Origin of the sequence: Nitrospira sp. SG-bin1, assembly GCA_002083365.1 — a bacterium.
In the GTDB taxonomy this organism is placed as follows: Bacteria; Nitrospirota; Nitrospiria; order Nitrospirales; family Nitrospiraceae; genus Nitrospira_D.
The window spans coordinates 38,299-63,824 of record LVWS01000039.1 but is presented as its reverse complement, the minus strand read 5'-3'; the positions used below and the strand labels follow the sequence as shown (position 1 = coordinate 63,824).

The 25,526-nt window shown below is 55.9% G+C and carries 24 protein-coding genes; 6 read left to right on the top strand and 18 right to left on the bottom strand.

Going from position 1 to position 25,526, the window contains the following annotated elements; all coding sequences use genetic code 11:
- The 8 genes from A4E19_20445 to A4E19_20410 form a co-directional block, all read right to left on the bottom strand.
- Positions 1–1,122: a hypothetical protein gene (locus A4E19_20445; protein ID OQW31341.1), complete on the bottom strand. Its 1,122-nt coding sequence runs from the start codon at positions 1,120–1,122 to the stop codon at positions 1–3.
- Positions 1,122–2,312 carry a hypothetical protein gene (locus tag A4E19_20440; protein OQW31340.1) on the bottom strand — a complete coding sequence of 397 codons (1,191 nt, stop codon included), beginning with the start codon at positions 2,310–2,312 and terminating at the stop codon, positions 1,122–1,124. Before A4E19_20440 ends, A4E19_20445 begins: the two co-directional genes overlap by 1 nt.
- Positions 2,313–2,314: 2 nt before the next feature.
- Complete coding sequence (locus A4E19_20435; GenBank protein ID OQW31339.1) at positions 2,315–2,767, bottom strand: hypothetical protein; 453 nt, start codon at positions 2,765–2,767, stop codon at positions 2,315–2,317.
- A 169-nt stretch (positions 2,768–2,936) separates the two neighbouring features.
- Positions 2,937–3,227, bottom strand: a complete 291-nt coding sequence (locus A4E19_20430) for a hypothetical protein (protein OQW31338.1) — start codon at positions 3,225–3,227, stop codon at positions 2,937–2,939.
- Between the two features lie 108 nt (positions 3,228–3,335).
- Entirely contained in the window at positions 3,336–3,587 is a 252-nt protein-coding gene (locus A4E19_20425) for a hypothetical protein (protein OQW31337.1), read from the bottom strand.
- Positions 3,588–3,607: 20 nt separating this feature from the next.
- Positions 3,608–5,089, bottom strand: coding sequence for a hypothetical protein (locus A4E19_20420; protein ID OQW31351.1), 1,482 nt, complete (start codon positions 5,087–5,089; stop codon positions 3,608–3,610).
- 269 nt (positions 5,090–5,358) lie between these two features.
- On the bottom strand, positions 5,359–6,852 hold the full coding sequence (locus A4E19_20415; GenBank protein OQW31336.1) for a hypothetical protein: 1,494 nt from the start codon (positions 6,850–6,852) through the stop codon (positions 5,359–5,361).
- Between the two features lie 43 nt (positions 6,853–6,895).
- On the bottom strand, positions 6,896–7,117 hold the full coding sequence (locus tag A4E19_20410; GenBank protein ID OQW31335.1) for a hypothetical protein: 222 nt from the start codon (positions 7,115–7,117) through the stop codon (positions 6,896–6,898).
- A gap of 242 nt (positions 7,118–7,359) precedes the next feature.
- Here A4E19_20410 and A4E19_20405 point away from each other — a divergent pair, with 242 nt between their 5' ends.
- The 5 genes from A4E19_20405 to A4E19_20385 all read left to right on the top strand — a co-directional run bounded on the left by A4E19_20405 (position 7,360) and on the right by A4E19_20385 (position 12,226).
- The gene (locus A4E19_20405; GenBank protein ID OQW31334.1) at positions 7,360–7,962 is read left to right on the top strand and encodes a hypothetical protein; all 603 of its coding nucleotides are present in this window, start codon (positions 7,360–7,362) and stop codon (positions 7,960–7,962) included.
- Positions 7,959–8,837: a hypothetical protein gene (locus A4E19_20400; GenBank protein OQW31333.1), complete on the top strand. Its 879-nt coding sequence runs from the start codon at positions 7,959–7,961 to the stop codon at positions 8,835–8,837. The genes A4E19_20405 and A4E19_20400 overlap by 4 nt, the downstream gene beginning before the upstream one ends.
- 148 nt (positions 8,838–8,985) lie before the next feature.
- Complete coding sequence (locus A4E19_20395; protein OQW31332.1) at positions 8,986–9,402, top strand: nickel-responsive regulator; 417 nt, start codon at positions 8,986–8,988, stop codon at positions 9,400–9,402.
- A 10-nt stretch (positions 9,403–9,412) separates the two neighbouring features.
- Positions 9,413–11,479, top strand: coding sequence for a hypothetical protein (locus A4E19_20390; protein OQW31331.1), 2,067 nt, complete (start codon positions 9,413–9,415; stop codon positions 11,477–11,479).
- Between the two features lie 207 nt (positions 11,480–11,686).
- A complete protein-coding gene (locus A4E19_20385) occupies positions 11,687–12,226 on the top strand; it encodes a 3-methyladenine DNA glycosylase (GenBank protein OQW31350.1) in 540 nt (179 codons plus the stop codon).
- A gap of 95 nt (positions 12,227–12,321) precedes the next feature.
- Here the strand turns inward: A4E19_20385 and A4E19_20380 are convergent, their stop codons facing one another.
- Both A4E19_20380 and A4E19_20375 read right to left on the bottom strand, forming a co-directional pair.
- On the bottom strand, positions 12,322–12,687 hold the full coding sequence (locus A4E19_20380) for a hypothetical protein (protein ID OQW31330.1): 366 nt from the start codon (positions 12,685–12,687) through the stop codon (positions 12,322–12,324).
- Between the two features lie 167 nt (positions 12,688–12,854).
- Positions 12,855–14,702 carry a hypothetical protein gene (locus A4E19_20375; GenBank protein OQW31329.1) on the bottom strand — a complete coding sequence of 616 codons (1,848 nt, stop codon included), beginning with the start codon at positions 14,700–14,702 and terminating at the stop codon, positions 12,855–12,857.
- A 279-nt stretch (positions 14,703–14,981) separates the two neighbouring features.
- Between A4E19_20375 and A4E19_20370 the strand changes: the two genes are divergently transcribed.
- A complete protein-coding gene (locus tag A4E19_20370) occupies positions 14,982–15,881 on the top strand; it encodes a hypothetical protein (GenBank protein OQW31328.1) in 900 nt (299 codons plus the stop codon).
- An 849-nt stretch (positions 15,882–16,730) separates the two neighbouring features.
- On the opposite strand, the gene A4E19_20365 is transcribed toward A4E19_20370, so the two are convergent.
- The 8 genes from A4E19_20365 to A4E19_20330 form a co-directional block, all read right to left on the bottom strand.
- Positions 16,731–17,387, bottom strand: coding sequence for a hypothetical protein (locus tag A4E19_20365; protein OQW31327.1), 657 nt, complete (start codon positions 17,385–17,387; stop codon positions 16,731–16,733).
- Between the two features lie 667 nt (positions 17,388–18,054).
- The gene (locus tag A4E19_20360) at positions 18,055–18,546 is read right to left on the bottom strand and encodes a hypothetical protein (protein ID OQW31326.1); all 492 of its coding nucleotides are present in this window, start codon (positions 18,544–18,546) and stop codon (positions 18,055–18,057) included.
- A 115-nt stretch (positions 18,547–18,661) separates the two neighbouring features.
- Positions 18,662–20,239, bottom strand: a complete 1,578-nt coding sequence (locus A4E19_20355; protein ID OQW31325.1) for a hypothetical protein — start codon at positions 20,237–20,239, stop codon at positions 18,662–18,664.
- 944 nt (positions 20,240–21,183) lie between these two features.
- Entirely contained in the window at positions 21,184–21,642 is a 459-nt protein-coding gene (locus A4E19_20350) for a hypothetical protein (GenBank protein ID OQW31324.1), read from the bottom strand.
- A gap of 3 nt (positions 21,643–21,645) precedes the next feature.
- Complete coding sequence (locus A4E19_20345; protein OQW31323.1) at positions 21,646–21,993, bottom strand: hypothetical protein; 348 nt, start codon at positions 21,991–21,993, stop codon at positions 21,646–21,648.
- 148 nt (positions 21,994–22,141) lie between these two features.
- Entirely contained in the window at positions 22,142–22,939 is a 798-nt protein-coding gene (locus A4E19_20340) for a hypothetical protein (GenBank protein OQW31322.1), read from the bottom strand.
- 90 nt (positions 22,940–23,029) lie between these two features.
- The gene (locus tag A4E19_20335) at positions 23,030–24,013 is read right to left on the bottom strand and encodes an NAD-dependent dehydratase (protein ID OQW31321.1); all 984 of its coding nucleotides are present in this window, start codon (positions 24,011–24,013) and stop codon (positions 23,030–23,032) included.
- Positions 24,014–24,106: 93 nt separating this feature from the next.
- The gene (locus A4E19_20330; protein ID OQW31320.1) at positions 24,107–24,997 is read right to left on the bottom strand and encodes a geranyl transferase; all 891 of its coding nucleotides are present in this window, start codon (positions 24,995–24,997) and stop codon (positions 24,107–24,109) included.
- Positions 24,998–25,526 lie beyond the last annotated feature (529 nt).

Below are 25,526 nucleotides of genomic sequence, written 5' to 3'. Positions count from 1 at the left end.
CTACAGAGGAAACAACTGTAGGTCGAACGCCCGTTCCGTGAACCAGACGAGCGCGATGGCGATCACTGCCAGTGATCCGCCGGTGAGGACCAGCCGGGGGTAGGACCAGGTGCGGCGGATCAGGTAAGCCAACGGCAAAAATGCCGCGACGATGGCGAGCTGGCCGATTTCCACCCCGACGTTGAAGCCGACCAGGCTCAGCAACAGTGAGTCTGGAGGCAGCCCCAAGTCCGTGAGTACGGCGGCAAATCCGAATCCGTGAATGAGGCCGAACCCGAAGGCAATGATCCAACGACGAGAAATCATCATGGGATACAAATTGCCGAGCGCTGCAAGTACCACCGAGGCGGCAATGGTCGATTCCACTAGTCGAGACGGGAGCCGGACGATATCCAGCGCTGCCAAACTCAATGTGAGAGAATGGGCCACGGTAAAGGCTGTGACGATGCTGACGACGTTCCAGCACACGGATGAAAAGTCCCCGGCCGCTTGCCAGCGACCATCGACCCGGATCAAAACCGCGGGGAGCAAGAGGGCAAGCAAGAACAGGACATGGTCAAACCCCAGCCAGATGTGCCAGATCCCCTCATGGATAAATTGGCGGATCTCACCCCAGAATGACCGTTCGGCGATCGAGAATGATTGAAGTGGAGTTTCTCGACTGAAGATGGCGGTGGTGGTTTGTCCGTCTTGGATCAGGCGCAAGAGGCCCTTATGTTGGGCATCGATGTCGAACAAGAGTCGGTAGTCCACCACGAGCCGTTCGATCGTTCCATTGCAATCGGAACGGAACCTGAGCACTGAGTAGGCTCCGTCCGTGTGATGATCAATCAGTTGCTCCAGGACGTGAGTCGCACAGGCTTGTTGACCAGCTGAGAGGGCAAGTCGAGACAGGGCATAGGCGCTGATTTCGTCATGCTTGTTCCGGACTTCTCCCCAGGTAAGCTGGCCGTCTCCGTCGCTGTCCAATCCAATTGCATCGGCGAGATCGCGGAGCGCGATGTCCCATTGTCCTTCAACCTGATTGTGTTGAACAGATAGCGCCAGATAGCTGTCGCTGGGTTTATGGGCCCAAGCCGGAAGAGTGACCAGAAGCGAGACAATGACGAGCAGGATACGCATCAAAATGCCGCCTCCTGAATCCGTTTTTCAAGTTGGCGTAACCGAAGGTCTTCGACATGGTTGCGGTTCAACCAATCGAGTACCGGCTGGGCCGCCGATCGATCTCCGGCGGCAAGCGCACTTTCGAGAAGAATTCTGGCGTCTGCCGGTTCTCGCTGGAGGTTCCAATTGGCTCGGGCCAGGGGCAGTGCCCGCCGAGCATCGTGTAGCAAGGTCAGTGTGAACCGCGCTTCTTCTCGGACATGAACCGTCGTGCCTCGCTCCCGGGCCGCGGCAAAGCGGGCAGCCAGTTCTGCTGCATGGAATTGGAACGCGGGTAGGTTCAATGCCTGTTCCGCGAGGGCGAGGCGCAGAAATAATCCATCGGCTTTCGTCTCATGTTGAACGAGTGAGACGACATCTTGATAGCGGCCTTGATCCAGCAGGAAATCCGCATAAGCGCCGAGTAGGTATTGATCCTTGATGCCGACCTTGAAGGCATCGGCGAAATACCGCTCCGCCTCTCGCATGGCTCCCGTGCGCGTGGCTGTCTCAGCCACGATGGTCGCGAGCCAGATCCGCTCGCGACCTGAAAGGGCAGAATCCGAAAGCGCCTGTCCGAGCAACTCTCGGCTTTTGGCCGATTGGCCGGTGATTCCGGCGATATCGCTCAAGCACCCAAGCAGCACGTGAGATGCCGTCAACCGGGCAAGCCGTTTACAGGCTCGCCGTGCGTCCTCGTAGCGGGCTTGGACCTGGAGAATCGAGGCCTTGGTCAGCCAGGCCTGCGCATTTGTCGGTTCAACCGCCAGCACCTGGTCGAGATCGGCCAGCGCCCGATCGAATTCATGGGCGTTCTGCCGGATCGTGGCCCGTAAGAGCAGTGCGGCAGGTGGAGGGGCCGACTCGTTCCACCATGGGCCGAGGACTGCCTGGGCTTGCCCAAGAAAACGGGGGTCGCCTTCTGACCTACCTTGTTCGATGTAGCGAGTGGCCAATTTCACCGCGGATTCAAGATGGTGAGGATTTCGTCGCACGTCAGTTCGCAAGCGGTCGAGTTCGCGTGCGACGGGGTCGGTCGACTTGAGACTGAGCCGTTCGAGAACTTGTGTGTCATCCGTCGGACGGTAGGGTTCGGCTGAGGCAAATGCGCACAAGGATACCGAGAACCAGCACCCGATGAGCGGAAGAATGAGTCGTGTTCGATCCATCGCTAGTCTCGTGAATAGGTGATGGGAATCCGCATGGCGACTTGCTGTCGGTCCAATGGACGGTCAAGTTGCATCGGGAAGGCTCGCTGCACGAGTGCCATCGCTTCCTGATCGATGCGATCCAGGCCGGAACTCTTCACCACTGCGGAGTCCAGCAAAATTCCTTCCCGAGAGACCACGGCCTTAACCATGACCTTGAGGGGGCGTGAGTCATCAAGTGATGGGCGAGAAGACCGCTTAAGCTCCTCCAATCGTTGAAAAATTGCTTGTTGAAGCCAACCATAGTCGGGTTTTCCCGAACGGAATTGTTGCTCGCTTGACGAAGCAGAGGTTTCCCCGGATGTGGAGGACATCAGTTCTTTATGCTCGGAGTCGGCGAGAAGATGATGGGTCTCAGAGGAAATAGAGTCAGCAGTGACCGGAGCCGCCGAGACGAGAGCGGATGAGAGAGGCACCGGTGAGACCTCCCTTGATTCAGGTCGAGTAATTGTTGCATCGAGGTCGCCGGTGTTGGCGGCAAGTGACGTCGGTTCATTAAGCGCTGTGTTCGATTCCGTATCTCTCGGTGACGAAGAAAAAGTCTCAGATAGGGCAGCTATCGACTGGTGACTCACGTGGGCCGGCTCAAATCCACCGGCCATCTCCGACGGCTTTGTTGAGTGGGTGCTGATCGTCGGTTGGCGGCGGGTCGGCGTCATGTTCGGCGGGCGGGTTGGTTGCTTCATGATCGGTGTTGCTGAAGTCGGACCATTCGCCGCCTTCGCGGTAGATTGAAGAGTCGTGTTCTGCAGGTCGGAGGGATCGACCAAACTGATCGTCCAGTGAAATGGCTCGGAGGTTCGCGGGTGGATCGGCTGCCAGAGCGACATGCACACCACCAGGAAGAAGGCATGGATCACGACCGATGTGATCCATGCCGGTCCTCCTGGGCCGCGCTCAATGAACGGGTGCGAGGGATCGCTCGTCTGCATCATAGTCACCGCATACAGCGCCGGCAGGAACGCCGAAGTCTTTCCTGCCGAATCAAATCTTCTCCGGCTCGGTATCTTCCGACGTCGCGGACATCAGTTCCGCCAACTCCGTGGAGGGCTCGTCCGTGTCGGACGTGAAGGCCGACTCCATCGCGGCCACGGTCGTACCGGTACTGCCGACGGATCCGCCGAGATCACCTGTATCGCCGATACTACCGGCCGTGGTGGCCGGCGTATCGCTGCTGTTACATCCTCCCACTAGGAGCAGGAACCCAACGAGTATGATCCAGTGTGAGCGTGTCATGCGTCCTCCTCTTACTTCATTTACTGCGGCGCCGCGCCTTGCGGTGCGCCGGGAATCGGTGTCGCTAAATACGGAAATTGTTCAGAGAACGACGAGGCGGGAATGCGTGTCTGGTCGGTAAACGGCAGTTGGCCGGCCGCCGCGACGTTGGACGGCAAGAGATAGCCCATCGCGACACGAAGTTCGATATCGACCACATCGTCGATCGGACGTCGTCCGTTCGGGAATCCAGCCGGATCGCACCCGGGGTTGTTCAGCGTCAACATGCCGTTTACAAAACACAGCGCCGCGCCGAGTACGTTCTGCGATGCAGCCGGTGTGGCCGGAATGCTCGTATTCAGCCGCAGCATTTCACCGGGGGTTGGACTCGAGCGGATCTGATTCACGTTTTGCACGCCGGTCAGGAAGACGGCAACCAAATCGGCGCGAGGAAACTGTGTCGGAGCTTTGGCTGACGGGAACAGCGCCTCGATTAGAGCCGGCAGACTCGGATTGGTTACATAGGTGAGAAACTGGGCATCGTTTTCCGGTTTGGAGGCGTTGAACTTGTCCTTATCCGGAAGACCGATGACCACTTCGTTCACCAGCGGCATGCCGAGGCGAGAGACTTGCGTCCATGCGCCGCCGCTGACGGTCCGATGCTCGGCAGTCGGCTCCGGCCGCAAAATGCGGGACTGCCGCAGGCTTGATGTCATCCACGCTCCGATCACGGGACTGTTCTCATCACGCGTCAGACAGGAAATAGGTACCTCCAAAATGAACGACGTGATGTTTTTGTCGTTAAGAATGTTCGGTTTGGCGTCGGGCGGGCCGAGCGGGTCCAAATTGATCAAATCAAACACTTCGCCTAGATTGACGTAGAAAGACTCTTTGCGTTGGCCGACAAAGATTTTGCTTTGGCCGCTGCATCCAGGCCAGGTGAAGTTGTGGATCTGTGACGACGCGAAGGCCGCGTAGCCTGGGATCGACTTGTTTCCGATATTGTCGGTCGGTTTTGAGAATCCATTCGGCCCGGGAGAGCTTACTGCCTGTCGGTGCCCAGATCGCCGATTCCCTCGGACCACGTCGAGCGTGTAGGTTTCGACGATGTTCAAGTTTTGAGGGCTGCCGGCGGAGATGGGGCCGATGTTGATCAATGGGACCGGCACATTCTTCCCACCTACCGGCACCGAGAGGTTCTGCAGGGTATTCTTAAATCGGAATTGGAACGTAATGTCTTCCTTAGCATCACCCGTATTGTCGATATGGATCTCATACAATGCGTCCGGATCGAGAAAAAAATAGTTGGGTCCACCGTAGGCGTCTTGCAACGGCAACCAATTGGCAATGATCGTCACAAAAGCTTCTCGGCCCTGCTCATAGCTCCGGAACATATAGAAGTCCGTTCCATCCACTTTCGGCATCTCGGTGATCAGCGGCGCTTCGCGATGGCTCGACGCCTGTGCGGAACTCCCGGTGGCTGCGAAGAAAACCGTCGACGCAATGAAAACAGCTACGCCCATGTGCTGAACTGTCTGCCTGTAGGGAAATGCCGTCCTCTTCATAAATCTCTCCTTCTCGTTAAATTGCCGATTCACAGCGTACTCATAGAGTTGAGATCCTACGCGAGGACGAGCGATATCATGGCTGGGTAATATCCTAGTTTATACAATTTACCTGTAATTCTTGGTCGTTCATTCGTGTGCTCTCGATAGATCCCGATTCGTGAAGAAACCGACTCAACATGGTTTTTGAATTGCGGCGGGTCGGTAGAGACCCGCCGCCTAGTCAACTAGTTGAGCGTTTCTCCCGGATCGATATGCCGCCGGTCTCGCCCGTCGAACGGTGTTGGAAGGAATGGAAACTCCGTCGCGATCCCGTTAGACGTCTTCTTGCCGCCCACCGCTCCGACGTTGAAATTCACCCCGTCACCGAGGTTCGGAGTGGAGGGGTTTGTGAGGATGCCGGCCACGACGCGCAACGCGACATCCGTCACATCGTCGTTCGGTCTCCGTCCGTTCGGCCAACCGGCCTTATCGGGTGTGGCATTGCCGCTTGCATCGTGGGCCAGCGGGCCGAGCCGTTTCTGGTTAGCTGCCTGTGTCGGTGGGACATCCAGGTCAACTCGAAGGAAATCAGCGAGTGCTTCGTTCGTCTTGCCCGATCCGCAGACCGGCGGTCCCGGCGCATACCGCAGCAAGGCGTTCACGAGATCTTCCCGATTGGCCGTCGGAAAGCCGGTGCCAAACACCGTATTGAGCGCCGCGGCAAGCGCCGAGTTGCAGTAAAACGGGAGGAACTCATTCTCGTCTTCCGCGTCCGTGGCGTTCCACTTGTCCTTCATGTTCGTCGCGATGATCAACTCGTTGACGAGCGGGTGACCCATGCGCGCCACCTGGACGAAGCGGGCGCTGTTGTCACGGTTGCCGTTTTTCTTGATCACGCTGACTTTCGGCCGGCTCGTGCTGGCATAGGCACCGAGCACTTTGTTGCCGTTCGGCCCGACCAACTCACTGATGGGAATCTCCAGCGCAATCGTGTTGACGTTGAATCCGCTGAATGTGTCGGCGACACCTGAGCCCGGCGCCCCGACGATAATGGCATCGTTGGCATCATCGGCATTGGAAAGAATCGGTGAGATGTGGAGATTCAATGTGTCGAACGTTCCGCCCAAGTCTATGTAGAAGGTTTCGTCCCGCTGTCCCGCGAAGATTCTCCCGCCGTTCTTCAAGGCAAAAACTCCCTTAGCCGCTAGTTGCTCATAGTTCGGCGTGGTACGAGGACCGACGTTCGACGGCACCGCGAACATCGGACCGGTTCCGAGATCGCGTACCGGCTGACCATAACGCTGTTCGGTGACGGTGTAGCTTTGCCGAACGAGCAACCCTTCCGAGCCCCCCCCGGTTAGGGCTGTGATGGGCGGTAAGGCGACGTAGGCCAAGGGGAATACATTGCCCGGCTGGCGGATCTCAGTCTTGAACCGGATTTGGTAGACGATGTTGGCGGCGATGTTGTTCTTATTGTTATCGATGTGAATTTCGTACAGCACGTCATCCGCGAAGTTAAAGTAGTTGGGCCCGGATCCCGGTTCCTGACCGGGGATGACATTCATGATCAGGATGGCTTTGTCCGGGTCCTCCCAGCTGCGGAAGAAATAAAAGTCCGTGATATCCGCCGTGGGATCGTTTGCGATCAACGGAGCTTCGCGATGGCTGGCGGCCAAGACCGGTGTGGCCATAAGCATCGCCAGTAGCGTCAATATGAATGATCGAATTCGAGCGAACATAGTCTCCTCCTTCTGAGTCCATCCGCTCTGTGAGCGGGTGACATTACAGATCCGCCTGAGGAGACGGATCTGGTTCCGAGTTAGCTTGGCCGACAAGTGCGGCCTCTTCCGACGTGAGCGCGTCCGATTCCGGTGTGCGCTGATCATCAACTGACGCGGTTGGTCCGCTTGGCGGAACGATGGGCACGTTATCGCTTCCGCTGCAGCCGGACAGAAGTCCGACGACGCACGCAACTCCTAAATGCCACAACGTAAGTGGTTTCATCGCGCTGCTCCTCTACAAGGTGAAATGCTGTCGAATGGATCTGTCCCTATCCTTGTACCTGCCGGCGGTCTGTTCACCATTACGGGACAATTTCTCGTTTGGATCTGTTCCGGATGAAAGGTCTGCTTGATGGGTAATTTTTGCGGTGCTATAGTCCGATTTTCATCGAGGAATCAAATAAAACCCGCAATCAGCAATCCGATCTTCCCCATCGACTCGTATGGCTATATGGGGAAGACTGTATGCCGATCATGACTGCGGAACCGGCCAAGTCGGCTCAAGACCAAGAATGGACGCAACTGATTGCGCTCACCGCACAGGGTGATCAGACAGCGCTTGCCACGTTCTACGATCGCACAAGCCCCCAGGTCTTCGGGCTTGTCCTGAAAATTCTCAACAATCGCGAAGCAGCTGAGGAAGTGACGTTGGACGTGTACACCCAAGTGTGGCGTCAGGCCCATACGTATGACCGAACCAGAGGGGCGCCCGGTGCCTGGTTGATGATGTTGGCCCGAACCAGAGCGATCGATCGTTTCCGGGCCGGAGCCGTCGAGCATGGACGCATCGAGTCACTGGACACGGCTGCTTTATTTGCCAGCGACGATGACACGCCGGAACAGGATGTCGAAGGGCTGGAGCGCCGAAAATATGTGCGGCAAGCATTGGCCCTGTTGACGGCGGAGCAACGACAAGCCATTGCGCTGGCCTATTTCTATGGATTGAGTCAAAGCGAGATCGCCGAGAAGCTGCAGCTGCCATTGGGCACCGTCAAGACGAGAATGCGACTCGGCATGATCAAATTGCGCGAGGCACTCGCGCCGTATGAGGCGGGTTTACTGCCGTGAATGACGCGAAGTTGCCGGAAGAATTGGAAGAACAGGCCATACTCCACGTTCTGGGAATATTGGACCAGGACGACCGGCGAGCATTTGTCGTGCAACTTCAAGGAGAATCAGATCTCTTGCGCCACACAGTGAGGGCTTATCAAGCCACTACGGATGCGTTAGCCGCGGTTGTGGCTCCGATAACGCCTCCGTCGACTCTCCGCGAGCGGCTTGTCAAGCGGGTGGCGGTGGAGGCTGCCGGCGAAGCTGAACAGTTTGAGTTAGCCGCAAATACCTTGGCTCTAGGAGCCGTTCCGGTGAACCCCCGGGATTCCCTACGGGAGCGGCTCATGACCCGAATCGATGGGCGTGCCGATGCCCGGCTTGATGTCAAAGGTGTAACGCGGAGCCATGTGGAAACATCCGTTCCGGACACCAGATCTCCGTCCACTTGGCTGCGAGCTGGCTGGACAGCCGTTTCCAACTTCCTGCGGACTCTTCTGATTCGTTCCGTGACCTCCAAGCGAGCCCGGTATTGGAAGGCCAAGATATTGTTTCAACAGCCGACGAAGGGGCTCACTTTCATCAGGGCGTCGGAGGGAGCATGGCGGGGAGTCGCTCCAGGGGTGGTGGCCAAGTTGCTCTCCTTCGATCCGGTTTCCCGAAGAACCACCGCGCTGCTCCGTTTTTCTCCAGGCACCAGCTATGCACCGCATCGTCATACTGAGGTGGAAGAACTCTACGTGCTCGAAGGCGGTTGCCGGATCGCCGGCCATGAGATGACGGTAGGAGACTATCATCGCGCGGAAGCCGGGACGGAACACCATGATACGTCGACGGACGATGGGTGTCTGCTCCTCGTGATCTCTTCCCCCCAGAACGAGATACTGCGGTAGCCTTTCTCTTGCCCGATGCCCCTCCCCCCATGAATCCAAGCGGTCCGGTAATGTCGTAAGGCGCATAGGAATGGAGATTCCGGTTGCGGTCAGCATCTTGATCGTGTTACGAAATTTTATTTCGTGTTACTGATGAGAAGGAGAGGCTATGGACGACTTGGTGAGGTTCGGTGTGTCGGTGGATCGTCGGCTGCTGGCGGAGTTCGACCGCCATATTCGGCGGCGTCGTTACACGAACAGGTCTGAAGCTCTTCGTGATTTGATTCGAGACAATCTGGTTGGAGAGGAGTGGGATGACAATAAGAAGACCATCGGCACGATCACGTATGTCTATGACCACCATGTGAGGGATCTGACCGGAAAGTTGACCGATATTCAACATGCCTATTCGGGACAGATCCTGTCCGGCATGCATGTGCATCTCGATCACAACCATTGTCTTGAAGTATTAGTGGTCAAAGGCAAGGGGGTGGACATCAAAAAGGTGGCGGATGCACTGGTATCGGTCAAGGGCGTGAAGCACGGCAAGCTGACCATGACGACGACGGGAAGATCCCTTCGTTAGCTCTTCGCTCATGAAACATCTTGTGCATAACTCTTCACCCGCTGTCTTCCGTTGCGTGTGTCTGGTCATGTTGTTCTGGTGGAACCATGACGTATTTGCTCACGACCCGGACGAGACTGAGTTCGAAGTGCCGGAGGTGGCTGTCATCGGCGAAAAGCCGGTGGCGGCCTCTTCTCAGCAGCTCATTCCCGACAAAGAAATCGTGCTCCAACCTCAGGGGCGCCCGGCCCAAATTCTTCGCCTGATCCCGGGCTTCGTGGCTGTGGAACATTCCGGCGGAGCAGGAAAGGCCGATCAATATTTCCTGCGAGGATTCGACGCGGACCATGGGACGGATGTCGGCTTCTTCCTCAACGGGATGCCGATCAACTTGCGGACTCATGCGCACGGACAAGGCTACACGGATCTCAACTTCATCATCCCGGAGACGATCGAGGGCGTCGATGTGCACAAGGGCTCGTACTTGCCGGAGTATGGAGATTTCGTCACGGCGGGCGCGGTGAATTTTCGGACGCGTGACATGGTCAAGGAGGGGATCATTCAGGGAGCGGGCGGGGAATACAGCACGCAACGGTACTTGCTCATGTTCTCTCCGACCAAAGACCGCGTGCGTACGCTGTTCGCCGCTGAAGGATTCTACACGAACGGTCCCTACCTCAACGACAATCAATATCATCGGGCCAACTTGTTCGGCAAAGTCACCACGAATGTGACCGGGCGAGACGAACTCAGTCTGCAAGCCACCTTTCTCCAGTCCAGATGGGACGGCTCCGGTGAAATTCCTTTGCGCGCTGTGACGAACGGTCTCATAGACCGCTTCGGCTCCATCAATCCATATGAAGGGGGAAACACGCTCAGGACCACCGGGCAACTCAATTATCACTACGATACGACGTCGGGGGGGGAGTTTTTTGCGAACGCCTACGGCCAATATTACCGGCTGGACTTGTTCACGGATTTTACGTTTTTTCTCAATGATCCCGTCAATGGCGACGGCTTCGCGCAATTCGATCGTCGCGCCGTCTATGGCGGTGACATCGGGTTCAAACAGCGAGTCGAACTATTCGGCATGCCGGCCGTCGGGACCGTGGGGTTCCAGACCAGAGTCGACGACGTCCATACGAAATTGGGAACGCAGACCCTGCGGAATCCGACCGGCACCACGATCGACAGCGATGCCGTCTCCGTGTCCTATTCCCCGTTTGTGAAAGGGGAAGTTCAGCCGATCTCCTGGCTGAGGTTTTCCGGAGGGGTGCGAGGAGAGTTTTTCACGTTTGACGTGAGCAACCGTTGTACGACCTGTGTGGAACAACAGGCGGGACAGACGAGTTCCGGTATCGTGCTTCCGAAGATGAGCATGGTTCTCGGACCTTGGGCGAAGACGGAATTCTTCGTCAACTATGGAGAAGGCTTTCACAGCAACGACGCCCGATCCGCCGTGGCTCCGACGTCCTCCCCGCTGTCCCGTGCAATAAGCTACGAGGTAGGTGTCCGATCGAGACCCTGGGGCCCGCAAGGCCTGGAGCTGATCGCCACGGCCTGGCGCTTGGATCTCAAGTCGGAACTCGTCCTGGTCGGCGACGAGGGAACCACGGAGAGTCGAGGAGCCACGAGGCGCCAGGGGGTGGAAGTCGCCGCGCGCGGCCAGCTTTGGGGGCCGCTCTACGTCAACGGCAGTTTTACTTGGACACAGGCGGAATTTCGCAATGGAGACGCCATTCCGCTGGCGCCGGAATACACGGCCTATGGCGCGGCGATTCTTCAGTGGCCTGAAGGGCTGATCTCTCAATTGCAAGCGACCTATCTTGGTGTCCGACCGCTCATCGAAGATCGAAGCATCACATCACCCTCGTGGATCACGTTCGATCTCTCCCAACGGTATCGCATCCCCGTCAAATTGCCGCATGGGCGGCTCGAGGCGTTTCTCTTCGTCCAAAACCTTTTCAATACGCAGTGGGAACAGGCGATCTTTGCGTTCCCGTCGCGTCTACGGACCGAGCCGTCCGGCGTGACGGACATTCACTTCGTACCGGGTAATCCACGGACGGTGATGGGAGGGATGGCGTGGTATTTCTGACGACTGCTGAAAACGATCCCACCACGTTCTCAGTGCTCAGACGCTCGGCGTGATGGGAGAGGTTATGGGAGAATAGGTGAAACAAGGTGACCATCCGTTCACTCTTGATCGGAGCGGGCGGTTCAAGCGAAGCTTGGTATGGACCTCCTTGGGTCTTCGTTGCCCCGTGCTTTGTTGGAACATCATGTTGAGCAGTCGATGAGTACGATGCAACCAAACCGAATGATCCTTCCTCAATCCTATTTTAACCGTCCGACATTGGTTGTGGCTCGGTCGCTGATCGGCAAGTATCTGGTACGTGAGAACGGGAACGGAACCGTCGCAGGAAAGATCATCGAAGCCGAAGCCTACGTCGGTTCCGAGGACAAGGCCTGCCATGCGTCGAAAGGGAGGACCGCAAGAACGGAGGTCCTGTTCGGGCCACCGGGGATATCGTACGTTTACCTCATTTACGGCATGTACCACATGTTGAATGTCGTGACGGAACGTGCCGAGTTTCCAGCGGCAGTGCTGATACGGGCGATTGAAGTGGATGGAAACTTGATCGATGGTCCCGGGAAGCTTTGCCGTGAGCTAAACATCGATCGGTCGTTGCATCGATTCGACCTGACGCATGGACGGTCTCTCTGGTTCGAAGATCGAGGTGAACGGGTTTCGCGTAAACAGGTCGGAATGTTCCCCAGAATCGGCGTCGACTATGCGGGGGGGTGGGCGAAAAAACCCTGGCGGTTTCGCTTGCTGAAGTAGGGGAAGTCGGCATGACGGAATCCTGAACCAGCGAGCCAACGAAAAGGGGAAGCTCCGGGAGACCGGGCTTCCCCTTTTCGTTGCCGAATCCGCAGTCAGTCGATTTTACGATCGCCCGTAATTTTCGTCGCGGAGGTTACCGGGGGAGCGATCGTGATCGCAGGCCCCTCCACGCTTGGAAGTCTGCCGGCGCCTTGCCCCTCGGTGATGCGCGCATTGTCCGTTTTCATCAGTTTTTGTTCGGCGCTCTTGACCGAGTCCGCCGACTTCAGCAGCGAGGAGGTTCCGTGCGCGTCCGACTGGCCTGGATCGTTCGCCGTCGGCTGGCCGGTTACGGGACTGCCCGTGTTCTTCATGGGATAACCTTCATGTTTTGGCAGCAGCGCCGGGTTGGCCGACGCCAGGGAGCACGCAAGCAGGATCGAGGACACTGTCGCAACCGTACCGGTAAGAAGTTTCATACACTCTCTCCCTTTTGAGCTAGGACAATGGATAAAAAGTTCTATGTTCAAAATAGTCCATATAGATGATGATATTCGAGGCGTGAATCATAGCGATGGAGGGCCATTCTGTCAAACGGACAGCAGGGTGCACCGGCCATTCGAAGCGGTGGGGGCGACAGAAGGGATCAGTTCGGGCGTCGTGGATGGCGCCGGCCACGGCCACGGTGCCGAAACGCCGGCCCGCGACTGACGCCGGGTAGCCGAATGGTGACCGTGGTGCCTTCGCCGGGAGCACTGCCGATTGCAATGGCTCCTCCGTGTTCCTCGACGATTTTCTTGACCGTGGGAAGGCCCAGCCCGATTCCCGAGCGCTTGGTAGTGAAAAATGGTTCGAAGACTTTGTCGACAATTTCAGCCGGGATTGGAACACCGTCGTTCTTGATGAGGATTTGCACCTCGATCCCTCGTCCGGCCCGATGTTGAGAGACTTGAATGTGGAGGTGGCCTCCGGGAGACATCGCCTCGCACGCGTTTCGGAAGATGCTCAAGAACGTCTGTTGCAGCTTGGCTTCATCGCCGCGCACCGGCGCGATGATATTGGCGTAGTCTTTGGTGACTTGAATACGGGTCGCTTCCAGATCGGTTCCGACCACGATGAGCGCGCTCTCGAGCACCTCCGGAATTCGACAGAGATGGCGGCTGAGTTCCAGCGGCTTTGCGAAGTCGAGGATCTCGTTCAAAATGGCTTCGATCCGCATCAAGTCGCGCATCGCATTTTCAACACGGGTCTGTGGATCGAAGTCAAGGATTCCTTCACCGGTCACTTCTTCGAGCTGCGAGCGAATGGAGGCGAGCGGTTCCCGAATTTCCGTCGCCAAGAACGCGCTGAACTCACCGATCGCGGCCTGGCGTTCTTGCTTTCGGATGATGGGCTCGGACGGAGCAGCGACGGACGACCAGGAACCCGGTGTCCCGACGTCGGTCGTCGGAGAAGGCGCGGCGGCCGCCGGCGCCGGTGCCTGCAAGAGTTCCGCGAGTTTGAGGATCGTGGGTTCCAGCGTACGGGCATCGGTGGTCTGATATCGTTGTGGCTCCTTCGATCCCAACGTAAACGTCCCGCCGACCTGGCCCTTGACGAAAAAAGGAATGACGAGCGACGACTGAAACCGATCCTTGAAGAGATGTTTGTGATCGAGGAAGCGACCCTGGGTGGAAGCCAGATCGTGATCCACGCGAGGTTTGCGATGACGGACGGACCATCCCGCCGCCGAACTGTCGAGCGTCAGGCGCTGGCCAGGTTTCAACTCTTTCTTGGCGTCCTTTTGGTCTCCTTTCACGTCGCCGGTAATTCCCAGCACCTCGACGTTACCCGCCAGCGGATCGTAATAGCACGCCCATGCTCGATCATACGCCACGTATTGATGCGCTTCGGTCAAGACCGCTTCGACCTTTGCTTGAAGCTCGGGTGAAAAGTGCTTGGTCATCGGCGGGAACAGGTCCGCTCCGGTCGGCGGAGGCGGGCTTGGTTCCTGAGTGACATAGGACCGACTCAACACCACACCGGTATTGAAGAGTCCTTCGCGGTCCAGTGTCTTGGTGATGCTGTCGCACATCTGTTCCAGCTGAGATTTGTCTTTTTTGGAGAACGTCGCCCCTTCTTTCCGTCCGATGACCAGGCAACCATAGACATTGTTGTAGTGCCGGAGCGGAACCACGAGCAGGGATTTTGCTCCGGGAGTCATCAATTTTAGCCGGATGGTCCGGCCGCCATCCGGATCTTGGTCGGTCGGGGTCAAGGCTGCGGCACGGTGTGTCGACAAGGTACGGAGAATGGCTTGGACATCTCTCGGCGTGAACCCGCGCGAGGCATGTTCGACAAGCGGGCCGTTTTCTTGGTGGAAGATCGCCGCCAGCACCGAATCCGTGCCGATATCGTTCAGCGCGGCATTCAACGTCCGTTGAAGCAGAGTTTCAGGGGCTGCTTTGGCTTGAAGAGTCGACGTGGTCATACGTACCAATACAAGCGACGGCATTGTAGCCGGAACGGTGGCGAATAGCTACTCTCCTCACGGTGGAGCAACCACCGGGCATGTGCGCTCATGCCAGAGGACTGTCCACCGTCTTTTGGATGAAGAGACGACCGCCGATCGCTCTTCATCCTTTCAATTCCTTCTTCGGGCAAGTAAGCTTGCAGGATGGCCACGGAGACCGCAACCATCATGCAACCCGCTCGTATCGAAACTGGGCGATTATGCCCCACTTGACACCACATGCATAAATCTATATACTGGCCTCAACATCACGGAGGCCATATGAAAACGCAAACACTCAGCGGCTTGATGAAGCGGTTTGAAACGGAAGAGGCCTGCAAGGCATTTCTTCAAGAGCGCCGTTGGCCAAATGGCGTGACCTGCCCACGCTGCCGAAATGCCAAGGTGTTTGCGGTCAAGAGTCGTCCGTTTCACTGGGTCTGCAAGGGCAAGGATTGTGGCGGACGGAATGGCTACCGATTCTCTGTGATAACCAAGACGATCTTTGAAAATACGAACTACCCGTTGAAGACCTGGTTTCAAGTGATCTACTTGATGTTGACCAGCAAGAAGGGGATTAGCGCCCTTCAGATCCAACGCATCATTGGCAGTGGGGCCTATCGAACCGCCTGGTATATGTGCCATCGCATCCGAGCGGCCATGAAGGATGGAGGCTTTTCTAAGCTGATGGGTGAAGTTGAGGTTGACGAGACCTATATCGGCGGGAAGTGGAAGAACAAACACGTTTCCGTGAGACGGCAGGGCGGCGGCTCTCACGGCTCGCATGGCAAAATCGCCGTGATTGGCGCGATTGCCAGAAAAGGCAATGTGACAGCTCAGATCATCGAACAAGTCAATGCCGATACCCTGCAAGGGTTCGTGCGGCAAACCGTCGGAGAAAACGTGTCTCTGGTGGCGACTGACGAGCATAGCGGCTACCGAAGACTGAAGCACTTGGGCTATCCCCATGAATCCGTCAGCCATCAGAGCGGGGAATATGTGCGTGGAAACGTCCACACGGCAAATCTGGATAGCTTTTGGAGCCTTCTTAAGCGTGGCGTGATCGGAACCTTTCATAAGGTGAGCAAAGACTATTTGCCGTTGTATCTGGCGGAGTTCAGCTATCGCCATAATAACCGTAAGAATCCTGACATCTTTGGAGACGTGATAGCAGAATGCTGAGCACGCCAGCGGTGAAGCGTGCCAGCATGAAGTATGTTCCGAAGAACGTGCAGTTACGGTTATCATTCAACTAAGTAACGATTACGGCGAAATGTATGTCCAAAAGGCCAAAGAGCCCCATACTGTTACCAGCCCAATTAAGACACCGACTGCCAACATCACAAAATTCAAAGCTACCTCGCCGCGGTCCGTTGTCTTACGTGATAAAAGGCATCGGGATTGTAGGAGCATTTTTTGGAACATATGTGGCTTACCTTGAATTTGGACCCGCATTTACAGTTTCCGCTTTAGAGCCTGTTAGTAGCGTTTCTTCCCTCGCCTCAACACCATTCGCAATCACGAATTCCAGTCTTGTTGATATTAGAGATGTGCGATTTACTTGTGATGCTAATAAAGCGAACTTTGCCGGTGATATTGTTTTAGAAAACAGTTCGTTAATCAATTTTAGTAAAGTGATACCCATTATGCGTCGAAATGAAACACTTACAGTAACTTGCCCATTACAAACGGTTCTCGATTCAGTAGTAATGAATGCAGAGATAGACCTTAAAATTACATTCAATGGAACATTGCCTCCAACAAATTGGGCGCTTCCATTTACGTCAGAAAGAAAATTCCGATATTGCGGCACTTTAAACAATTCAGGTCGTGGCCGGTGGTACCAACAACCAGTCTCTTTCGATTGTTTTCCTAATAAGCAACAACCAGCCAATACAAGGTGATTTATGCCAAAAGCGAAACCGATTTCGCTCCATCCGTTGAGCTTTGAAGAGGTGATCGACATTCTCATTAAGGCTCGTCCGAAGCCCCAAAAGAAGAACATCAAACAAGGCAAGTAAATAGGTCTCCTCACCTCTGGACTCCTTGAAACATCGTCGAGTTTTTCAAGATAATGGTCGTTATCAACCGCGCCGTTGATTCCATTTCTAATAGCACACCGCGAAACACTTCTTTATCCATGTTATTAGATAAAGGAATATGTTTTTGTACATGTATGCTCTGGAGTCGCTTTTCTGGAAATGAATACTCCACATTCCTTCTTAGCAATTCTATAATTATTGACGTTTCAAGGTCAGATCGACGCTGCTCATCCATATCCCCCACTGTCTTCTGGTCAAAACGATACGTTGTTTCCACTATGATTAGCTCAGGATCTTGTACTGAAGATGAGATATAAATCTCCCCACCTGTTGGGTTTCTGGCAACAATCATAAATAACCTCCCATTTGGGGGCGGAGTCTTGTCCTGAATTGCATATGTAGTTCCCTTAAGAAAAGTATAAATAACACTTTGCGTTGAACGCATGGCATTTAGTGCATCTGCTACGTGGTCCGTTATAAATAGTAGCGCGGCGAATGTAATTAACCCGTAAAACACAGCCATAGGCCAGTTTAGAACCTGTTTCAACTTTAGAAAATACGGCATAGCAAAAGCCCCGACTGCTGGAAGAATCCACCTGATGACCACATCAATGAAGGTTTGCTGAAAAAAGCTTGGCCAGTCCATGCGTCCTCCTCCCTAAGGATACCTTCAAAAAAATCCGAGAGGAGAATACGCTTATACATTATAGGTGTCAAGTAAGTCATAATCGCCCGAAACTGATACCGGTTGTATCGATCAGATCCACCTTTTTGAGTGGTTGTGTTGGAGTGAACGCTCGAAAACCTTCCTGTTCAGCACAAGACACTCATCTTTTCACAACTTATGGCCAGGCAGATAGAGCACACAGGGTAACCGAGACTGGCATGCGAGTTGCCATAGGTGAAGTGAGAATCATGTGATCGGGGGCGCCATCGATCATGCGTCGACACAACGTTTTACAATCATGCGAAGAAGAAGGAGACGGAGACTATGTTTGGGGATATGGCGATCGTCACGATAGTGGTTTCATTGAATATCTCGATGCTGCTGCTGATGGTCTTCATGTGGTACGTGTCCAGACTGAGCGGCGAGAGGAATCGTCAGGAGGGTACGGTTCACGAGGAACAAGCCTATCGAAGGTCTTAGATGGGGGAAGACAGCATCAGTGATTGTCGTTATTCGGCCATGCCCGTTGCATGGTACGCCGGTGAATCTCATCGGCGTACCGCGGCATTCTCGCATTTTCATTTCGCGTGACACGGAACATTCCTCGTGAGTTCAATCCAGATGAAGAATGGCAGGAGGATGAGAATCAATCCCGCGGCATCTTGTCGGGATCGAGTTCAACCAGCCGAAGTCGACCGTTCCCAATGTGGTCGGTTTTATAGAGCCGGTCGCCGATCTGGATGGTTCCGATCAGGAGATTGCCCGTGATCACAAAGGTGAAGTCGCCCTGTATGGGCGGCTTGAAGGTTCCGCGGATCACCGAGGTGTCGCTGATACGGGAGACCGTGGAGGCGACGTCCAGTTCGGGGTTGGCTTTTTCGAAGAGTTCCACCGTGATCCGGGGAAGGGGTCTGGCTCCCGCATCCTTCAGTAAGTGAAGGAGCGGGAGATCGAGCACGATCTCCCGCTCGCGGATCACCCATGGCTTCCGCGGTATCGATGGCTGATCGGTGGGAGGAAGCGCCGTGACCGTCTGCCATAAACTCTTTGGTGCCGGACGTTCGTCAGCCCACCCCATCTGTATGAAGAGGCCGCTCAGCACCGTCGCGATGAAAATGTGCCTGAACCGGTGAGTCACGGAACCGTCTCCCTGTGCCGGACATTTTCAGTCATCTTAGTATATGCCGAACGAGATGTCGAAATGCGATTCTAGCAGGAAGGACCGGGTCCGGTCCTCCCTGCGGTCAGTTTAGTTACGGGATAGTCGCACGGGGTTTTGTGCGAAGTTTCCCCCGGGAATCGTTGATTGATTCATCGGTGGAGTCATCGTCCGCGTCGTCGTCCGTGTCGTCGCCCACATCGTCACGAGAATCCGTGCGCGACTTGGCCGGAGAATCTTTCAAGGATTCGGTAGATGTGGCAGCAGAGGTCGTGGTGCCTGTGCGCCAGGCGGCAATGACGTTACGGACTTCGTTCATCGAGCGGGCATTGTCCGCCGACCTCGACGGATCGATCCGGTGATCGATCCCGGCCGGCCGGCCGTTGATCAAGATCTTCGGGTTTGAGAAATACTTCACGCGTGGACAGGACACATTGGGGCAGGCGTAGGCCATGATCGTCCGGAATTTTCCGATGGGGTCTCGATAGCCATACGAATAGGGAAACACACCGGTCCCGCCGCTCGCACGATCATGCGCATCGCCCATATTGTGACCGAGTTCATGCGTGAGGGTGTTATTCGCCACGCAATCACGAGCGGTCACGCTGAACGCGTAACCGGCAAAGCTCGCCCGTGGGCCGTTCGCCATGACATAGGCGATGCCGCAATAGGCTCCCCCGTTGTCCACGATCATCGCGACCAGATCGGCCTTGTATTGATTGCGCAATTGATGAACCTGATCCATGAAACCATCGTTCGTTCTTTGCAAACGCGAGAGATCGGTGCTCATGTCGCCTGTTTCCCTGTAGGAAACTTCGGCGGCACGGACCAGCCGAAGCTGCATGGCGATCCGACTGTTCCCATAGGCTTGATTCGCCAAATCGACGCCCATCGCGATCAACGCGTTCATGGCGGCCTGTCCGCCCTGCCGGCTTCGTGCCGTGGAGGTGTAGACGACCAACAGGTCGACGACCGTGTTTGTCGTCGCCGCGGCTGTCGTCGTGGTGTCGGTCGCTCCGGCTGCAGGAGCATCGAGCTGTTGGAAATTCGGTTCCGGGGCGGGGGGGTCTGACGGGGTCCCATCATCGGGAATTACGAGTGGATGGTGATCCGGGGGCATGGCATCGTCGTCTATTTCGACGAGACGGTGGCGGTTGTTCTCGGCCGGCTCGATCTTGTAGAGACGTTCTCCGGAGAGAATCGTTCCGACCATCTTAGTGCCGCGTACCGCCAGGGTCACGTCGCTGTGCTGCTCGCCTTGGAGCCGTCCGCGCCACACCTTTGCCTTATTGGGATGGGCTTCCGGTTCCTCGAGCTCGAGCGTACGTGTCCCCGCATCGAAGAGATCCAACGTGATGTCCTGCTTCAATTCCTTGCGAGCGCGTTTCATGGCTTCCAATGCAGCGGGATTGAGTCCCATGGTGCGGTGTTGGCGCACCCACCGTTTCGACATTTCAGGCGACGGAAAAGCTTGCGCGATCGCGGGGGGGATGTCGCTTGGGGTTTCGACAAAGAGCGGGAGCGGCGATGACGTCGATGCGCACATCCCCGCGGCAGGTGCGCTGAGCGCCGCGACGCACAGGCAAAAAACCATCGTGCGTGAAGACCGGAACGAGAGGCGGTGTGTTCGGCGACCTCTCGGTGACTGTCGCAATGGCGGAGTCTGCTCCATGTAACCTCCTGTGTGTTTGAGAATGGCGATCGTTTCATGAAGCAATGTGCATACCGCTTTCTGCGATGGCACGGCGTATTTGCCGAAAAGATGAGATCATGCGCAGTATCAAACGCTTTGCTTCCTGCACGCGTCTCTTGGTGAGTGAAGAGAAGAGGCGCCACGTTGCGCCAAGGTGTACAAGCGAAGGTTCCGTCCTACGCAGTACCCCTCATTCGCAACCGTTCCACTATGAAACAGGATGTGCCTTATTGCGCAGTCGGCGAGGTGCCTCGGCAACGAGGTCTATGGATCCTACGATCCAGGGCGATACAACCATACCATCCAAGTGGGCGCGGCCATGTCTGCACCGATCTTCGCTTGGACCCGTCGAGTGAATCGAAACCGATACGGCGGCGGTACCCATCGGATTCACTCCCGTGAATCCGAGCGAGTCCAGCCAATGCCGATCGCGTTTTTTCGATCGTACTGTTTAACTTTTTCCCCCACTTATAAACGGTCGTCATCAATAACGGGAGAAATGTCCGCAGGCACGCAAGTTGCTGTATGGATAGAAGTGACAACGGTAAGATCGGCGGCGCCTCCGACTCTTAAAAGAATGCAATCATTTATGAGCATATACAGGAAAGGAAGGCACAATATGTTTGGAGATATGGCGATGATGACAATCTGGGTGTCGTTGAACGTTTCGATCATGATGCTGGTGATGTTCCTGTATCATATAGGCAGAACGAGTCGTGAGGAAAATTATCCGGATGGCGTTTTTCACGAGAAACGGACCGAGTGAGGCTGTGAGCGTCAAGAGGATGTGAAGGAGAGGTCAGACCTTGGTCTCCGCTCTTGCATGGCACGCCGGTGATCCGGATCGGCGTGCCGCAACGGGCGAAAGCAAAACGCCGCAACCAGCCAGTAGCAGGTCAGCTTGAACGGAATGTCCTCGGGAATCAATCCGGATTAATGATTTTGGGTGGACGCCGCGGTTCGTCTGGAATGTCCGGAAGAGGGCGGCTGTCGATGATCCAGCTGTTCAGAATAGTCGTGACCAGGCTGATGATCAACGCCCCACCGACGGAAGACCAGAAGCCTGAAACGGTGAACCCTTTTACGAGAAAGGCCGTCAATTCGAGCAACAGCGCGTTCAGCACCACAAGAAAGAGTCCGAGCGTGAAGACAATCAATGGCAAGGTGAGCAGAAAGAGGATGGGACGGAGGACCACATTTAAGAATGTCAGGACCAAGACCGCCGCGATACCGGCGCTGAAACTGTTCGCTTCCAGCCCCGGAACGACCGCAATCGCCAGGAACACAGCGATCCCTGTGATGAACACCCGCATCAGGGCGTGACGCACCCCCCCGTGAAAGGGTGATTCATGGACGGCCCGTGCAAAACGAATGGTCGGCATCGTTTATCGAGAGGGTGGAGCGTTTCTCATCGCGGAATAATGCACGACGGTCGCGATGACCTTCTTGTTCTTCTCATCTTTGGACGCTTCAATGATGACGCGATCTCCCACAGCGGGCGGGTCGAGCGATTTCGGGTTGCCTTTGTTTTTATACTTCACCTGCTTGGTCAGTAGGAGCGAGACGACCGACCCTTTGGCGGTTTTCACTTCAATATGCTTCGCGTCGATCGACGTGACGGTGCCGAGTACATGAAAAGGTTCCTGATCCTTGGCTGACGCCATCGAGCAAAGCCACAACACCGTGAGCAGAAACAGGCCGGTTGTCGTGAACCGTAGGCCATTCTTTGCCATAAGAGTTCTAACGGATCTGCCCGTTAAGTATGACTGTCCTGGGCATCAGGATTTCACCACTGTATGTGGTCCAAACTGACCACGACGAACCTATCTCTCACTATACAAATTCTTCAGCGTGGATGTCACCTCATCGTTGTAGGGCGGGCTAGGGTCGTCGAACACCAGAAAGGCGAGCGATCAGGAGAACGAGGACGGGTAGATGCATGAGCAGGCCGCTCAGGCCCATGATCGTTTCGCCGATCCAAAACGTCATGCCGAGATTGAAAGCCAAGACCCCGTAGTACAAACCGATGCCGAGAGAGAGCCGCTGAGTGTTCCACCGCGATGGTGAAGGTGAAGGAAGCCGTCGATCCAAGGGAAAGTACATGGCCAGCGATATCAACCCGACGATCGCCCATCCGACATAGTTCGTGAACGGGACGCCGAAATGCCAACCCGGGTCGGGATAGAAATAGATCTTGCCCAAGAACCAACGGTCGCCGCGTAAGGCCACCGGATCGATGACCATGTCGATAAACGCAAAGAGAAACGCGGCCAACCCGTAGACAGTCCAACTCGTGCGGGCCTCAGGATCGAAACGTAATTGCCTTGGCAAAGGGGACTTGATCTCCAGAGGACATTCGAGCGGCAGCAGCAGTCCAAGCGCGACGCAATACGAGGCATACAGGAGAAAGCTGAACGAGATGGAATCCATGAACGGCACGTTCGAAAAGTACAGTTCCTGCCCGACTGTGGAGCCGTTGTAGAAGTACCAACCGAAAGGAATGCCGGTCCTGGTCGACGAAAACTCGCAGACGAACGCTGTGGCCCAGCTGATCAGCCAGAAGCGCCAGGTTCGCGGCCAACCGATCAGTTCGACGGCGGAGAAAAGAAATGCGGCGAGAAAAATAAAGACGTACGGACGAAGTACGAGTGTTTTGATGAAAAGATCGAAGACATCCATCGAGTGTTGAGTTGTGAGTTTTCAGTGTCGAGTTGCCGAAAAACGAAGCACTCAAAACTCATCATTCACAACTGACTTCGGGATTCACGGTTATGCGTAGCCGTGGGACTTAAACCACCGTACCGCCTTTCCCAGCGCGACTTCCGGAGGATTTTGTGGGAGGCCCAGTTCCCGGACCGCCTTGCTGCAATCGTAGTGCATCTTGTACTTGGCCATCTTCACCCCCTCCAGCGGAATACGAGGCGGGTAACCGGTCAAGTTGGCAAACCAGTGATTGAGGTAGGCGAGCGGAAGCACGGCGCCCCTGGGGAGTTTCAAGGACGGGGCCTTGATCCCGGTCAATCGGCTGAGGATCTCAAATACTTCTCGAAGCAACAGATTTTTTGAGCCGAGGATATACCGCTCGCCCTGTCGGCCTTTCTCCATCGCGAGCAGATGGCCGGTGGCCACGTCCTCGACATCGATGATGTTCATGCCGGTTTCAATATAGGCCGGCATTCGCCCCTTCATGAAATCGACGATGATCTGCCCGGTCGGCGTCGGTTTCACATCGCCTTCACCCACCGGCGCGCTGGGGTTCACGATGACGACGGGTAATCCTTCCTTGGCCAGCTTGTGCACTTCCTGCTCGGCGAGATACTTCGAGCGCTTATAGTGGCCGGCCATTTGTTCGAGCGACACCGGCGTCTCTTCCGTCCCGAGTCCACCGCCCGGCGGCAAACCGATCGCGCCGATGGTGCTGCAATAGACCGTGCGCTCGACACCGACGTCACGCGCGGCTTCCAACAGATTCCTGGTGCCGACCACATTGCTGTCATAGAAAATCGAGGGATCCTTGGCCCACAGGGCATAGTGAGCGGCGACGTGGTAAAGGTGGCGGCAACCAGTGAGGGCTGCCCGAAGGGATTCCTTATCGCGGAGATCACCGGGGACCTGTTCGATGGTCAACGCCCGCAGATGGGTCGAATCGCTCCCGGGGCGGGTAATCACCCGGACATCGATACCGGTCTTGAGCAGGGCACGAACGACGGCGGCGCCGACAAAGCCGGTTGCGCCGGTGACAAGGGCTTTCATGACGAAGACGTGACGCGTGAAACGCGAAGCGCGAAGCGCGTGAAATGCGGTTGTACGGGTTTGCGTTTCACGAGATACGCCTCACGAACGACGTCAGTTCTTGCGGCTTGTGATGTACCGCGCGATCTCGCGCAAGGGCTCGGCAGAAGGACCAAACGATGAGAGTCCGCTGATGGCGCGGGCCACACAATCATCGGCCAGTTTCTTGGCTCCGTCCACACCGTAGAACGTCGGATAGGTTTTCTTCCCCCGTTCGGCGTCCGTATTGGGATTCTTTCCCAGTTCTTCGCGCGTGCCGGTTACGTTCAATACGTCATCGGCGATCTGAAACGCCAACCCGATGTCCTCGGCATAGCCGGTCATGTCGTCGAGCTGACGGTCATTTGCCCCGGCGGCAATAGCCCCCATGCGAACCGCGGCGCGAATGAGCATGCCGGTCTTGTGCCTATGAATGTTCTGAAGGGTGGGGAGGTCGATGTCCTTATTCTCAGCCTGGATATCGAACACCTGGCCGCCCACCATCCCCATGTTGCCGGAGCCGAAGGCCAATTCTTGAATGATGCGGACTTGCCGTACCGGATCACAGCCCTTCATCAGATCCGGTCTGCTGACCACGTCGAACGCCATCGTGAGCAGCGCGTCGCCCGCGAGGATGGCCATGGCTTCACCATACACTCTATGGTTCGTCGGCTTCCCACGGCGAAAGTCGTCGTTGTCCATCGACGGCAAATCATCATGAATCAATGAATAGGTGTGGATGAGTTCCAGCGAACAGGCGACGGCCATGAGGCCAGGCGGGGTCTGGCCCAACGCTTCAGCGGCCGCAATCGCCAGAATCGGCCGCACCCGTTTCCCTCCCGCCATGAGGCTATAGCGTAGGCTCTCATGCAGCGTCGTCGGCTGGGTGACGGACGGAGGGGCGATGAGATCGAGAAACCGATCGACGTCGATCCGCTTCTGTTCGAGATATCCCGCGATGTTCATGAAGCTCGTCTTTCTAAGGACTGTTCAACTCGCGCGGAGAGTAACAAACGATTGAGGATGAGTCAAACGGGAGAGGTGGGAAAGGTGGCCCATAGGCTTCTGTGCTTGCGCACCGCGCACTCGGGAGTGGTGTTTATCCCATCGCCACGATCATTGGAATAGGCTCCGGGTCGACCAAGTTTTGTTTGGTGCTCGGTGGGTGCGCGCAAGTAGGAGACCAACAAGCTCTCGATGGAGGAAGGTGAGCAAGATCGAAGGAAGCATCAGACAATAGATTCAGGAGGGATTGATCGCCGTTCGCCTTATGAGCCTTGAAGGAATCTCTGAATCGGCGGAAAATGCGCCGCGCTTCATCCAGTTAGTACGCGGACGAAGAGTAGGCTCCAGGTCCGTTCCAAGCAGTTCACACAGGACATCATTGATACAATCGGGAAGCGCGTCGTTGAGCTGGCGATTCCTATTCCCCGAGATAAAGAGAGGGGCAAGCGCATCGCCGAAGAATGCCGTAGAATTATCGAAACGCGAGTGC

What these genes read in the sequence shown, in the direction of transcription:
- A4E19_20345 (OQW31323.1), bottom strand. Translation starts at nt 21,993, where the DNA reads ATGGCAAAGAATGGCCTACGGTTCACGACAACCGGCCTGTTTCTGCTC.
- A4E19_20390 (OQW31331.1), top strand. Translation starts at nt 9,413, where the DNA reads ATGAAACATCTTGTGCATAACTCTTCACCCGCTGTCTTCCGTTGCGTG.
- A4E19_20355 (OQW31325.1), bottom strand. Translation starts at nt 20,239, where the DNA reads ATGGAGCAGACTCCGCCATTGCGACAGTCACCGAGAGGTCGCCGAACA.
- A4E19_20375 (OQW31329.1), bottom strand. Translation starts at nt 14,702, where the DNA reads ATGCCGTCGCTTGTATTGGTACGTATGACCACGTCGACTCTTCAAGCC.
- A4E19_20405 (OQW31334.1), top strand. Translation starts at nt 7,360, where the DNA reads ATGCCGATCATGACTGCGGAACCGGCCAAGTCGGCTCAAGACCAAGAA.
- A4E19_20365 (OQW31327.1), bottom strand. Translation starts at nt 17,387, where the DNA reads ATGGACTGGCCAAGCTTTTTTCAGCAAACCTTCATTGATGTGGTCATC.
- A4E19_20410 (OQW31335.1), bottom strand. Translation starts at nt 7,117, where the DNA reads ATGAAACCACTTACGTTGTGGCATTTAGGAGTTGCGTGCGTCGTCGGA.
- A4E19_20330 (OQW31320.1), bottom strand. Translation starts at nt 24,997, where the DNA reads ATGAACATCGCGGGATATCTCGAACAGAAGCGGATCGACGTCGATCGG.
- A4E19_20430 (OQW31338.1), bottom strand. Translation starts at nt 3,227, where the DNA reads ATGGATCACATCGGTCGTGATCCATGCCTTCTTCCTGGTGGTGTGCAT.
- A4E19_20335 (OQW31321.1), bottom strand. Translation starts at nt 24,013, where the DNA reads ATGAAAGCCCTTGTCACCGGCGCAACCGGCTTTGTCGGCGCCGCCGTC.
- A4E19_20370 (OQW31328.1), top strand. Translation starts at nt 14,982, where the DNA reads ATGAAAACGCAAACACTCAGCGGCTTGATGAAGCGGTTTGAAACGGAA.
- A4E19_20385 (OQW31350.1), top strand. Translation starts at nt 11,687, where the DNA reads ATGCAACCAAACCGAATGATCCTTCCTCAATCCTATTTTAACCGTCCG.
- A4E19_20415 (OQW31336.1), bottom strand. Translation starts at nt 6,852, where the DNA reads ATGTTCGCTCGAATTCGATCATTCATATTGACGCTACTGGCGATGCTT.
- A4E19_20395 (OQW31332.1), top strand. Translation starts at nt 8,986, where the DNA reads ATGGACGACTTGGTGAGGTTCGGTGTGTCGGTGGATCGTCGGCTGCTG.
- A4E19_20340 (OQW31322.1), bottom strand. Translation starts at nt 22,939, where the DNA reads ATGGATGTCTTCGATCTTTTCATCAAAACACTCGTACTTCGTCCGTAC.
- A4E19_20445 (OQW31341.1), bottom strand. Translation starts at nt 1,122, where the DNA reads ATGCGTATCCTGCTCGTCATTGTCTCGCTTCTGGTCACTCTTCCGGCT.
- A4E19_20420 (OQW31351.1), bottom strand. Translation starts at nt 5,089, where the DNA reads ATGGGCGTAGCTGTTTTCATTGCGTCGACGGTTTTCTTCGCAGCCACC.
- A4E19_20440 (OQW31340.1), bottom strand. Translation starts at nt 2,312, where the DNA reads ATGGATCGAACACGACTCATTCTTCCGCTCATCGGGTGCTGGTTCTCG.
- A4E19_20350 (OQW31324.1), bottom strand. Translation starts at nt 21,642, where the DNA reads ATGCCGACCATTCGTTTTGCACGGGCCGTCCATGAATCACCCTTTCAC.
- A4E19_20425 (OQW31337.1), bottom strand. Translation starts at nt 3,587, where the DNA reads ATGACACGCTCACACTGGATCATACTCGTTGGGTTCCTGCTCCTAGTG.
- A4E19_20380 (OQW31330.1), bottom strand. Translation starts at nt 12,687, where the DNA reads ATGAAACTTCTTACCGGTACGGTTGCGACAGTGTCCTCGATCCTGCTT.